Annotated in this window: 7 protein-coding genes; 6 read left to right on the top strand and 1 reads right to left on the bottom strand. The window is 71.2% G+C overall.

Annotation, left to right across the window (positions count from 1 at the left end):
* Positions 1-64 precede the first annotated feature (64 nt).
* Positions 65-1,189, bottom strand: a complete 1,125-nt coding sequence (locus tag CP984_RS01735) for a tyrosine-protein phosphatase (protein ID WP_043976681.1) — start codon at positions 1,187-1,189, stop codon at positions 65-67.
* A gap of 241 nt (positions 1,190-1,430) precedes the next feature.
* On the opposite strand from CP984_RS01735, the gene CP984_RS01730 reads away from it, so the two are divergent.
* From CP984_RS01730 to CP984_RS01705, 6 genes are all read left to right on the top strand, one after another.
* Positions 1,431-3,080 carry a GMC oxidoreductase gene (locus CP984_RS01730; RefSeq protein WP_003985477.1) on the top strand — a complete coding sequence of 550 codons (1,650 nt, stop codon included), beginning with the start codon at positions 1,431-1,433 and terminating at the stop codon, positions 3,078-3,080.
* A 229-nt stretch (positions 3,081-3,309) separates the two neighbouring features.
* Complete coding sequence (locus CP984_RS01725; RefSeq protein ID WP_003985476.1) at positions 3,310-4,692, top strand: glycosyltransferase; 1,383 nt, start codon at positions 3,310-3,312, stop codon at positions 4,690-4,692.
* A gap of 53 nt (positions 4,693-4,745) precedes the next feature.
* On the top strand, positions 4,746-5,804 hold the full coding sequence (locus CP984_RS01720) for a DegT/DnrJ/EryC1/StrS family aminotransferase (protein ID WP_003985475.1): 1,059 nt from the start codon (positions 4,746-4,748) through the stop codon (positions 5,802-5,804).
* 28 nt (positions 5,805-5,832) lie between these two features.
* The gene (locus CP984_RS01715; protein WP_003985474.1) at positions 5,833-7,095 is read left to right on the top strand and encodes a cytochrome P450; all 1,263 of its coding nucleotides are present in this window, start codon (positions 5,833-5,835) and stop codon (positions 7,093-7,095) included.
* 85 nt (positions 7,096-7,180) lie between these two features.
* Entirely contained in the window at positions 7,181-7,372 is a 192-nt protein-coding gene (locus CP984_RS01710; RefSeq protein ID WP_003985473.1) for a ferredoxin, read from the top strand.
* A gap of 80 nt (positions 7,373-7,452) precedes the next feature.
* Positions 7,453-12,666, top strand: coding sequence for a type I polyketide synthase (locus CP984_RS01705; protein ID WP_003985472.1), 5,214 nt, complete (start codon positions 7,453-7,455; stop codon positions 12,664-12,666).
* Position 12,667 lies beyond the last annotated feature (1 nt).

The raw sequence follows: 12,667 nt of genomic DNA, 5'->3' as shown, positions 1-12,667 counted from the left end.
GAGGGGGCGTTTCTTTTCCTGCGGGCCGGTGGGCCGGCCGACGGCTGCCTTGCCGGTCAGCCGGTCAGTCGGTGAGCAGCGCCGCCCGCAGCCGCTCCAGCTCCTGCGCGTTCAGCCCCAGCCCCTCCCGCAGATAGGCGCCGAAGGTGCCGAAGCGCGCCTCGACCTCGTCGAAGGCGGCGTTCAGGTACGGGGCCCTGGTCTCCAGGACCGGCTTGAGGCGGGCGGCGATCTCGGGCGGCTGCTTGGCCAGTTCGGCGGCGTTGCTTGCGGCGAGATAGTCGTTGCTGGCCAGGTAGTCGCGCATGACCGTCTCGCGGTCCACGCCGAGGGCCGTGAGGAGGACGGCCGTCGCCCAGCCCGTGCGGTCCTTGCCGCTGGAGCAGTGATAGAGCAGCGGGTACGAGCCGGGCTCGGCGGCCATGCGGAACAGCGAACGGTAAGCCTTGGCGGCCGAGGGCCTGACGACGAACTGCCGGTAGGATTCGGCCATCAGCCGCTCGGACGCCTCCGCCGTGGGGGGCAGTTCGGCGGAGTTCTCCTCGCCGATGACATTGGCGACGACATAGCGTGCGCCCGCCGGTACCCGGTCCGGGGCCTTGGCCCGCTCGCCCGGCGTGCGCAGGTCGAAGTCCGTACGGATGCCCAGGCGCCGCAGCTTGGCCAGGTCGGCGTCGGTGAGCTTGTGCAGGGCGTCGGCGCGGTACAGCACGCCCATCTTCACCCACCGGCCGTCGGCGGTTCGGTAGCCGCCCACGTCACGGAAGTTGGCGGCGCCCTCCAGGTGCAGCGAGCGGTCGGCGAGGGTGAGCGGGTCGCCCTCGTCCGGCACGAGGCGGAACCACTGACGGTCGGCCGCGGGCAGCCGGCGTACGGTGATGGTGGCCTCGGCCCCGCCGTATGCCACGACCTTGCCGTCGGCGTAGACGGTCACGGAACCGGCGCCGGGCGCTTTCCAGGACACGGTGAAGGAACCGTCCTGCTGTCGGGCCACCGTGGCCTGGGTGAACGGAATCCCGCGCGTGGCACGCGGCGCCTGCGCCGCGTGCCGTCCCGCTTCGGTGTGCGGCGCGGCGACGGGCTCGGCCGAGGCGAAGGACGCGGTGACCCCCACGGCCGAAACGGTGGCGACGAACGACACGGCGATGCGGCGGGCGGTCTGCACGGCCGCCGTGGATGGTGAGTTCATAGCCGGGACCGTACGGCCGGAAACAGCACGGAATTACTAGAGCGGGCGCGGCGGGCCGAGCGGGGGCCAAAAGGCGACCGCGCACACCGTACCTTTAACATTTCCCTTAGTCTTTTGTGATCAGGATGGGGGCGCGCGGCGGCCCGGGGCCGGTGGACCAGGCCCGCATTCTTCTTGGTGGCGACGCCGCGGAACAGCCCTGCGGGGAAAAATCCTGTGGCGAAGGTTGGGTACTACCAGCGTGATCGAGAACCAGCACCTGTCACGGCGCCGTCTGCTCGGACTGGCCGCCCTCGGCGGCGCCGCCGTCGCCGGAATGACCACGATTTCCGTCGCCCCGCGCGCCGCGGCCGCCGGGCAGGGAAGCCCGCGGGCCGGTGACGGCGCGTTCGTACCGGCGGTGGTGATCGGCACCGGTTACGGTGCGGCGGTCTCCGCGCTGCGGCTCGGCGAGGCGGGAATTCCGACGCTCATGCTCGAAATGGGCCAGCTGTGGAACAAGCCGGCCGACGACGGCAACATCTTCTGCGGAATGCTCAAGCCCGACCGCAGGTCCAGCTGGTTCAAGTCGCGCACCGAAGCCCCGCTGGGCTCGTTCCTGTGGCTGGATGTCATCAACCGCAACATCGACCCGTACGCGGGCGTCCTCGACAAGGTGCACTTCGACGAGATGTCGGTGTACGTGGGACGGGGCGTCGGCGGCGGCTCGCTGGTCAACGGCGGCATGGCCGTCGTACCGAAGCGCTCGTACTTCGAAGAGGTCCTCCCACGGGTGGACGCCGCCCAGATGTACGACCGGTACTTCCCGCGCGCCAACTCCATGCTCAAGGTGAACCACATCGACAAGGGGTGGTTCGAGGACACGGAGTGGTACAAGTACGCGCGGGTCTCGCGCGAGCAGGCGGGCAAGGCGGGCCTGAGCACCACCTTCGTCCCCAACGTCTACGACTTCGACCACATGCGGCGCGAGGCGGACGGCACGGCGCCCAAGTCGGCGCTGGCCGGCGAGGTGATCTACGGCAACAACCACGGCAAGCAGAGCCTGGACAAGACCTATCTGGCCGCCGCGCTGGGCACCGGCAAGGTCACCATCGAGACGCTGCACCAGGTCAAGGCGATCCGGCGGCAGCCGGACGGCAGCTATGTGCTGTCCGTGGTGCAGAGCGACGCCGACGGCAAGACCATCGCGCAGAAGGAGATCGGCTGCCGCCACCTGTTCCTCGGCGCGGGCAGCCTCGGCTCCACCGAACTGCTGGTGCGCGCCCGCGACACCGGCACGCTGCCCGAGCTGAACGCCGAGGTCGGCGCGGGCTGGGGCCCCAACGGCAACATCATGACCGGCCGCGCCAACCACGTCTGGAACCCCACCGGGGCCCACCAGTCCTCGATCCCCGCCCTGGGCATCGACGACTGGGACAACCCGGCAGCCCCGGTCTTCGCGGAGATCGCGCCGATGCCGGCCGGCCTGGAGACCTGGGTCAGCCTCTACCTGGCGATCACCAAGAACCCCGAGCGCGGCACCTTCGTCTACGACAAGGCCACCGACCGGGCCAAACTGCGCTGGACCCGGGACCAGAACACCCCCGCGGTCAACGCCGCGAAGTCGCTGTTCGACCGGATCAACAAGGCCAACACGACGATGTACCGCTACGACCTGTTCGGTTCGCAGCTGAAGAACTTCTCCGACGACTTCAGCTACCACCCGCTCGGCGGCTGCGTCCTGGGCAAGGCCACCGACCTCTACGGCCGCGTCGCCGGCTATCAGAACCTCTACGTCATGGACGGCGCGCTCGTGCCGGGCTCCATCGGCGTCAACCCCTTCGTGACCATCACGGCCCTCGCCGAGCGCAACATCGAGCGGATCATCGCGGAGGACGTCAAGGCCGCGTAACCGTGCCCCGGTGACGGCTCGCCCCGGCGCGCGCGTCCGCGATCCCGGCCCTCCTCTCACGCGGAGGGCCGGTTCGCTGCTGCCCGGACACCTCACCGCCGCCCCGCACATCACCGCACAGGCTCTAAGGATTTTCCGGTGCACGGCGTGAGATCAATGGACGGTGCGGCCGGTCGATCCGCACGGGGTGTGCTCGCCGAACCCTGTTCATCAGCGCGAAAGGGAATCCATGGAATCCGCCCGACGGCCGATCCTCTTCGTCAGTCTTCCGGAGGCCGGGCTGGCCAATCCGCTGCTCGTCCTGGCCGAGGAACTCTCCCGCCAAGACGTGCCGGATCTCTGGTTCGCCACCGACGAGCCGCGGCGCGAGGACGTGAAGAAGATTTCGGTGGGGTCTCCGGTGGAATTCGCCTCACTGGGCGAGGTGGTCCCCGAACTGTCGGCCGTGACCTGGGGCGACGAGGTGTACCGGGAAGTCACCCAGTCGTCGCGGTTCAAGGCGCACCGCGCGGTGATCCGGCACTCGTACGTGCCCCGCGCGCAGGAGGAGAAGTTCCAGAAGCTCGCGGCCGTCGTCGACGAGATCCGGCCGGCGCTGATCGTCGTCGACTGCATCAGTTCGTACGGCGTGGAGCTGGCCATGGCGCGGAAGATCCCGTACGTGCTCAGCGTGCCGTTCACCCCGAGCAATGTGCTGACGGCGTTCACCCCCTTCGCCAAGGGCTACACCCCGAAGGACTTCCCCGTACCGCACACGGGGCTGCCCTATCCGATGAATCTCCCGCAGCGGGTGCGCAACATGCTCTTCAAACTGCGGACCCTCGCGATGTTCTGCAACCCCACGATGAGCAAGGTACTGGCCGAGGACAACCGGCGGCGCAAGGCGCACGGGCTCGGGCAGATGAGCCCGATGGCGCGGATCGACCACGCCGATCTGGTGCTGTGCAATTCCATCGCCGAGCTGGACTATCCCTTCGACATTCCGGAGAAGTTCCGGATGGTCGGCACGATGGTGCCGCCCCTGCCGGAGGCGGAGCAGGAGGACGAGCTCTCGCGGTGGCTGGACGAACAGCCCTCGGTCGTCTACGCGGGATTCGGAACCATCACCCGGCTCACCCGGGAACAGGTCCATTCCATGGTCGAGGTGGCCCGCCGGCTCCAGGGGCGGCACCAGGTGCTGTGGAAACTGCCCTCGGGACAGCAGCACCTGCTGCCGCCGAAGGAATCCCTGCCGGACAATCTCCGTATCGAGAACTGGGTCCCTTCGCAGCTCGATGTCCTCGCGCATCCGAACGTGAAGCTGTTCTTCACCCACGCCGGCGGCAACGGCTACAACGAAGGCGTGTATTTCGGCAAGCCGCTCGTGGTACGGCCGCTGTGGGTGGACTGCTACGACCAGGCCGTACGCGGCCGGGATTTCGGCATCAGCCTGACCCTCGACCGGCCCCGGGACCTCGATGTCGACGACGTCGTCGACAAGCTGACCCGAGTGCTCGAAACCCCCTCCTTCCGCGAGAACGCGGAGCGGCTCGGCGCCCTGCAGCGTGCGGCGGGCGGCCGTGCGGCCGCTGCCGAGGTGATCCTCGGACACCCGGCCCTGGCCCGGGCGTAACACCGCACGCACATCTGTCCGTGGACCACGAAAAGGCAAGGAAGAGACAGCGGATGTCGTTCAAGTATCCCGTGTCCAGGCCCGCTCTGGAGGGCAACGAGCTGGCGTATCTGACCGGTGCCGTCGAGGACGGGTGGATTTCCTCCCAGGGCCCGATGGTCGGGCGGTTCGAGCGTGCCTTCGCCGACTACAACGGCATCGCGCACGGCGTTTCCTGTTCCTCGGGAACGGCGGCGCTCACCCTCGCGCTGCGGGCGCTGGGCATCGGCCCGGGGGACGAGGTCATCGTCCCGGAATTCACGATGATCGCCTCGGCATGGGCGGTCACCTACACCGGCGCCACGCCCGTGTTCGTGGACTGCGGGGACGACCTCAACATCGACGTCACCCGTATCGAGGAGAAGATCACGGCGCGCACGAAGGCCGTGATGCCGGTGCACATCTACGGCCGGCGGTGCGACATGGACGCGATCATGGACATTGCGTACCAGTACAACCTGCGGGTCGTGGAGGACAGCGCCGAAGCGCACGGCATTCGGCCGGTCGGTGACATCGCGTGCTACTCGCTGTTCGCCAACAAAATCATCACGGCGGGGGAGGGCGGTATCTGCCTCACCGACGACCCGAAACTCGCCGGGCAGATGCAGCACTTGCGGGCCATGGCGTTCACCAAGGACCACAGTTTCCTGCACAAGAAGGTGGCGTACAACTACCGCATGACGGCCATGCAGGCCGCCGTCGCGCTCGCCCAGACCGAGCGCCTGGACGACATCCTCGAAGTGCGCCGCGGAATCGAGAAGCGCTACGACGAGGGGCTGGCCGATGTCCCCGGTATCACGCTGATGCCGCCGCGGGACGTGCTGTGGATGTACGACCTGCGCGCCGAACGCCGCGAGGAACTGCGGGAATTCCTGGCCGGGGAGTCCATCGAGACCCGGCTGTTCTTCAAGCCGATGAGCCGGCAGCCCATGTACTTCCACCCCGACTGGCCCTCGCTCAAGGCGAACACCTTCGCCGAGGACGGACTGTACCTGCCCACCCACACCGGACTGACCGCCGGCGACCAGGACTTCGTGATCGACCGGGTCCGCGCCTTCTACGGCGTCGGCTGACGGCCCGTCCGAAAGGGGAATTCCACCCATGACGCACACCGAACCGGCCGCGCCGGCCACCTGCCCGGTCACGGGAGCGACGGCCGGGGCCACGGACACGACGGATTCGACCGGGCACGGAACGGACCCGCTGGTCGTCGACTTTCCGCTGCGCGCGCCCGGCATACCCTTCCCGCCGCCCGAATACGCCGATTACCGCGACAAGAAGGGGCTGGTGCTCTCGCACCTGCCCGACGGCAAACGGGTGTGGCTGGTCACCCGGCACGAGGACGTACGCGCCGTCCTGACCAACCCGGCCATCAGCTCCAACCCCCAGCACCCGGGCTTTCCCAATGTCGGCGAGACGATCGGCGTACCCAGGCAGGACCAGATACCCGGCTGGTTCGTGGGAATGGACTCGCCCGAACACGACCGGTTCCGCAAGGCCCTCATCCCGGAGTTCACCGTGCGGCGCGTCCGCGCGATGAAACCCGCGATCGAGCGCACGGTGGACGCGCAACTGGACGCGATGCTGGCCGCGGGCAACACCGCCGACCTCGTCGCCGACTTCACCCTGCCCATTCCCTCCCTGGTGATCTCGGCACTGCTCGGCGTGCCGCCCGCCGACCGCGAGTTCTTCGAATCCAGGACCCGCGTCCTGGTCTCGTTCCGTGCGTACTCCGACGAGGACCGCCTGGCCGCCGGCAAGGACCTCATGCGGTACATCAACCGGCTGATCGAGATCAAGAAGAACTGGGGCGGCGACGACATCGTCACCCGGCTGCTGGCCACCGGCGCCATCGGTGCCCACGAAATGTCCGGCGTACTGATGCTGCTGCTCATCGCCGGCCACGAGACCACGGCCAACAACATCGCGCTCGGTGTGGTCACCCTGCTGAAGAATCCCCAGTGGATCGGTGACGAACGGGCCGTCGAGGAAACCCTGCGCTTCCACTCGGTCGCCGACCTGGTGTCCCTGCGGGTGGCCGTCGAGGACGTGGAGATCGCCGGGCAGCACATCAAGGCGGGCGAGGGCATCGTGCCGCTGGTCGCCGCCGCCAATCACGACGAGGAACTCTTCGCGTGCCCCCACGCGTTCGACCCCTCCCGCTCCGCCCGCGGCCATGTGGCCTTCGGCTACGGCGTACACCAGTGCCTGGGGCAGAACCTGGTACGGGTCGAGATGGAGGTCGCGTACCGCAAGCTCTTCGAGCGCATTCCCAACCTCCGGCTCGACGTGCCCGAGGACGGACTGAACATCAAGTACGACGGCGTGCTCTACGGCCTGCACGAGCTGCCCGTCCGCTGGTGACCTGACCAGAGAACCCGCGCCCGCCCGGCGGCACGCCTCACCGGCCGCCGGGCGGCCCCCATCCACCGCAGGAGAGAAACCCGACATGCGTATCACCGTTGACTCCGACCGCTGCGTCGGGGCGGGCCAGTGCGTACTGAACGCGCCCGCGGTCTTCGACCAGGACGACGACGGGCTCGTCACCCTTCTCGCCGAGCCCGGCGCCGACCAGGAGGCCGCCGCCAAACTGGCCGGTGCCCTGTGCCCGTCCGGGGCCATCACCGTGCACGAGGGCTGACGCCCGCCCGGGCAGGAGCTCGTGTCCGAACCCCGGCCCGCCCACCGACCGACGAGAGTGCTCAGAGCGATCCGGGAGTGATGGTGCCCGTCCACACAGCTGACTACGTGATCCAGCCGCCCACCGACGCGGCGGAGGTACGGGGCGGCCACACGCTGCCCGAGGTGTTCGAGACCGCGTCGAGGGCCGCCCCCGACGCGGTGGCCATCGTGGACGGGGACCGTTCGCGGACCTGGGCGCAGTGGCGGGCGGACGTCCGCGCGCTGGCCCGTGGCCTCCAGGAATCGGGCGTCGGGCCCGGTGACGTGGTGGCGGTGCGGCTGCCGAACAGCTGGGAGTTCCAGACCCTGCACCTGGCCGTCGCGGCCGTCGGCGCCGTACTGCTGCCCGTCCACGAGGGCACCCCGACCGCGGAGGTCCACGCGCTGCTGACCCGCGCGGAACCCGTACTCCTCGTCCTGTCGGCTTCCGGGAGCGAGGGCACGGCAACGGCCCGCTCGCTCCTGGAGAGCGTGCCGACGCTGCGCGGCGTGCTGCTGGCCGGGGCGTCGGAGGCGGAGTGCGAGGAGCCGGGGATCGGGGCGCTGGACGGGTTGCGGGCAGCCTGGACGGGCAGCGAGCCCCGGCCGGTGCACCTCACCCCCGACATGCCGCTCGCCCTGATCCCCTCGTCCGGCACCACCTCGGCGCGGCCCAAGCTGTGCGTGCACACCCACGGCGGCCTGCTGGCGAACACCGCGGCCGTCGTGGCCGATGCCGCCGACGCCTTCGGCGGCACGGTCCTGACCGCCTGCCCGATGACCCACCTGTTCGGGCTCCAGTCCCTGCACACGGCGCTGTTCGCCGCCCGGACGCAGGTCCTGCTCACCGGCTGGGACGTGGACCGCTTCCTGGAGCTGGCGCGGGAGCACAACCCCCGCGTCGTCTTCGCCGTACCCGCCCAACTGCGGGACATCGTCGCGCGACTCGCCAGGGCGGGCGAGCCGGCGGGCTTCGCGCCGCACCAGGTGCGTACGGCGGGCGCCGCCCTCGCACCCGCGCTCGCCGCACAGATACGCGCCGCCCTCGACTGCGAACCGGTCGTGGTGTGGGGCATGTCCGAGATCGGCACCGGCACCGCAACCCGGGCCCACCACCCCGACGGCAGCGTGGGAGAACCGGTCGACGGCGTGCGCGTACGGGTCGTCGACGAGCACGGCGCGGAGTGCGCGGCGGGGGAGACGGGCGAGCTCCAGTACCAGGGCCCGGCGATGTTCCGCGGCTATTTCCGCGAGCCGGAGCTGACGCGCTCGGCCCTCACCGACGACGGCTGGCTGCGGACCGGCGACATCGCCGCCATCGACGCGGACGGCGTGGTCGTCCTGCACGGCCGGGCGGCCGAAGTGATCGCCACCGGAGGCCGGAAGTTCGGCGCCACCGAAATCGAGAGCCTGCTCGCGGAGCTCGCGGGCCTGGGCCCGCTGGCCGTGGCGGGGGCGCCGGACGACCGGCTCGGCGAGTACCCGTGCCTGGTCGTGACCGACCGCGCGGACCGTACGATCGGGCTGACCGAGGTGACCGCGTTCCTGCGCCGGCGGGGACTCGCCGACCACAAGATCCCCCTCGAACTGGTCACCGTGCGCGAGCTGCCCTTCACCCCCGCGGGGAAGCTCGACCGCAGGGCACTCAAGGAGCAGCTGCGCACCGGCCTGGAAGCGACGCCCGTGGCGGCCCGTCTCGGCGCGGTCCCGCCGGAGACGGCCGAAGAGGCGCTGGAACTGGTACGCGACTGCGTCGGCCAGGTCCTCGGCAGCAGCGGCGACCCGGCCGGCCCCGCCGTCGGTGCGCCGGAATTCCCCGACACCGAATTCCGCCGGCTCGGCCTCGACTCCGTCCTCGCGGTGCGGCTGCGCAACCTGCTGCGGGAGGAGACCGGGCTGTCCCTCCCGGTCACGCTGGCCTTCGACTTCCCGACGCCGCGGGCCGTGGCGCACGCACTGGCCGAGCAGAACGACCCGGCTTCGGCGGCGGCATCGGGGAAGACGGCGGAGGAGGCGCGGAGGTTCCCGGCCGACGAGGCCGATCCGGTGGCGATCGTCGCCATGGCCTGCCGCCTGCCGGGCGGCGCCGACTCTCCCGACGCCCTGTGGGAGCTGCTGGCCGGCGGAACCGACGCGATGCGGCCCTTCCCGGACGACCGCGGCTGGGACCTGGACCGCCTCTTCGACGAGGACCCCGACCGGCCGGGCACCTGCTACGCACGCGAAGGCGGCTTCCTGCCCGGCGCGGGCGACTTCGACGCGGGCTTCTTCGGCCTGTCCGACCACGAGGCGACGGCCACCGACCCGCAGCAGCGCCTGCTCCTGGTGGCGGCCTGGGAGACCTTCGAGCGGGCGGGCATCGACCCGGCGTCCCTGAAGGGCACCCGTACGGGCGTGTTCACCGGCGCGATGGAGCGCGGCTACGGCGCTCTCGCGTCCGCCGTCCCCAGCGAGTGGGAGAGCACGCTCACCACCGGGGCCGCCAACAGCGCGATCTCCGGGCGCATCGCCTACACCTACGGCCTCGAAGGCCCCGCGCTGACCGTCGACACCGCCTCCTCGTCCTCCCTCGTCGCCCTGCACCTGGCCTGCCGCTCCCTGCGGTCGGGCGAGACCGACCTGGCGCTGGCCGGCGGCGTCACCGTCATGGCGACCCCGGCGCCCTTCACCCACTTCGCCCGGCTGCGCGCGCTCGCCACCGACTCGCGCGCCAAGGCGTACGCGGACACCGCGAACGGCTCCGCGTGGGCGGAAGGCGCGGGACTGCTGCTGCTGGAGCGGCTGAGCGACGCCCGCCGCAACGGACACCGTGTACTGGCGCTCGTACGGGGCTCCGCGGTGAACCAGGACGGCGCCTCCAACGGGCTCACCGCCCCGAGCGGCCCCGCGCAGCAGCGCGTCATCCGCCAGGCCCTGGCCGACGCCGGTCTGACGCCGCGGGACGTGGACGCGGTGGAGGGGCACGGCACCGGCACTCCGCTCGGCGACCCGATCGAGGCCCAGGCCCTGATGGCCACCTACGGCCAGGAGCGGCCGGAGGGACGGCCGCTGTGGCTGGGGTCGGTGAAGTCCAACCTCGGGCACACACAGGCCGCTGCCGGGGTCGTCGGGGTCATCAAGACGGTGCTCGCGCTGGGCCGCGGCGTCCTGCCCAGGACGCTGCACGTGGAGACTCCTTCCACCAAGGTCGACTGGTCCGCCGGGGCGGTACGGCTGCTGACCGAGGCGCAGCCCTGGCCCCAGGAGAGCGGGCACACGCGGCGGGCAGGAGTGTCGTCCTTCGGGCTCACCGGCACCAACGCCCACGTGATCCTGGAGGAGGCCCCGGACGGGACGCAGAGCGCGCCCGGATCGGAACCGGCCGACGACACCGCCGTACCGTGGGTGCTCTCCGCACGGAGCCGGACGGCGCTGCGCGAACAGGCCCGCCGCCTGGCCGAGCACGTGACCGCTCACCCCGGCCTGCGCACACAGGACATCGCCCACGCCCTGGCCACCACCCGCACCCGGCACCGGCACCGGGCCGTCGTCAGCGGCTCCGACCGGGACCGGATGCTGTCCGCGACGGCCGCGTTCGGGCGCGGGGAGCGGGCCGCGGACGTCACCCCGCTCGATTCCGCGCCGGGCGGCCTGGCCTTCGTCTTCTCCGGACAGGGCGGCCAGCACCCCGGCATGGGGCGCGGGGCGGCCGAGGCGTTCCCCGTGTTCGGGGAGGCGCTGCGCGAGGTGTGCGACACCCTCGACCCGCTGCTGGCACGTCCGCTGACCTCGGTGATGTGGGCGGACGCCGACTCCGAGGAGGCGACGCTGCTGCACAACGCCGAGTTCTCGCAGCCCTCGCTGTTCGCCCTCCAGGTCGCCCTCTACCGGCTGTACGAGTCCTGGGGCATGGCCCCGGACCGTCTCGCGGGCCATTCGGCCGGCGAGATCGCCGCCGCGCATGTCACCGGCATCCTCACCCTCCAGGACGCCTGCGCCCTGGTGGCCTCCCGGGGCAGGCTGATCAGCTCGCTGCCGGTCGGCGGCGCGACGGTGGCGGTGCGCATCTCGGAGGACGAGGTGCGGGGGTGGCTCGCCGAGGAGACGACCGGCTCGGTCTCGATCGCGGCCGTCAACGGGCCGCACTCCCTCGTACTCTCCGGTGCCGAGGCCCCGCTCATCGCCCTCACGGACCGGCTCCGCGACGCCGGCCACAAGACCCACCGCATCCCCATGAGGGTCGCGGCCCACTCACCGCTGATGGACCCCATCCTGGGGGAGTTCCGCGCGGTCGTCCGCACGCTGGCCTACGGCACGCCCACCATCCCCCTCGTCTCCACCGTCACCGGCCGCCCGCTGACCGACGAGGAGGCGCGCGACCCTGAGCACTGGGTACGGCACGTGCGGCAGCCCGTGCGCTTCAAGGACGCGATCGGCCGGCTCCGGGAGGAGCGCGTCACCGGCTTCCTGGAGCTGGGCGCCGAGCCGCTGCTCACCCCCATGATCGACGAGTGCCTGGAGGCGGCCGGCCCGCAGCACGGAACCGCCGTGGTGCCGAGCCTGAGCTCCGGCGTACCGGACCGGCAGATCCTGCTCTCCGCGGCCGCCCGGGTGCACACCCACGGCGCACCCGTCGACTGGGACGCGGTGCTGCCCGGGGCCCGGCCCGTCGACCTGCCGACGTACGCGTTCCAGCGGCGGCGGTTCTGGCTGGCGGCGGGGCCGGGTGCGGCCGCCGAGGCCGGTTTCGTGGGTGCCGCGATCGGCGCGGGCGCGCCGGCGGCCGATGCGGAGGAGCCGTCGGGCCTGGAAGCCCGGCTGGCCGGTCTCGAAGACGCCGAACAGGACGCGTACGTACGCTCCCTGGTGCTCGCCGAGACCTCGGCCGTGCTCGGCGGCCAGGAACCGCTCGACAGCGAAGGCACCCACACCTTCAAGGAGATGGGCATCAACTCGGTGAACGCCGTCGAGCTCCGCAACCGCCTCATCGCGGCCACGGACCTGCGGCTCCCCGCCACGCTCGTCTACGACCACCCCACCCCGAACGCGGTCGTCCGCCTCGTACGCGAACGCCTCGCGCGCCCGGCCACCGCCGCACGCGACGTGGACTCGGTCGTGGCCGAGCTGGAGTCCCTGCTCACGGCCGGCGCGGAGGTCTCGGCGGAGGCGGTGGCACGGCTGAAGGCGATGGCGGCGGGGCGGGACGGCACTACGGACACCGGTTCCGGCGGGCCCCTGGACCTGACGTCGGCCAGCGACGAGGACCTGTTCCGGCTGATGGACGCGGAGCACTGAG

It is taken from the genome of Streptomyces rimosus, assembly GCF_008704655.1.
Taxonomy (GTDB): Bacteria; Actinomycetota; Actinomycetes; order Streptomycetales; family Streptomycetaceae; genus Streptomyces; species Streptomyces rimosus.
Note: the sequence above shows the minus strand (reverse complement) of the source record. Positions and strands in the feature narration are given on the sequence as shown.

What these genes read in the sequence shown, in the direction of transcription:
- CP984_RS01715 (WP_003985474.1), top strand. Translation starts at nt 5,833, where the DNA reads ATGACGCACACCGAACCGGCCGCGCCGGCCACCTGCCCGGTCACGGGA.
- CP984_RS01725 (WP_003985476.1), top strand. Translation starts at nt 3,310, where the DNA reads ATGGAATCCGCCCGACGGCCGATCCTCTTCGTCAGTCTTCCGGAGGCC.
- CP984_RS01735 (WP_043976681.1), bottom strand. Translation starts at nt 1,189, where the DNA reads ATGAACTCACCATCCACGGCGGCCGTGCAGACCGCCCGCCGCATCGCC.
- CP984_RS01720 (WP_003985475.1), top strand. Translation starts at nt 4,746, where the DNA reads ATGTCGTTCAAGTATCCCGTGTCCAGGCCCGCTCTGGAGGGCAACGAG.
- CP984_RS01710 (WP_003985473.1), top strand. Translation starts at nt 7,181, where the DNA reads ATGCGTATCACCGTTGACTCCGACCGCTGCGTCGGGGCGGGCCAGTGC.
- CP984_RS01705 (WP_003985472.1), top strand. Translation starts at nt 7,453, where the DNA reads ATGGTGCCCGTCCACACAGCTGACTACGTGATCCAGCCGCCCACCGAC.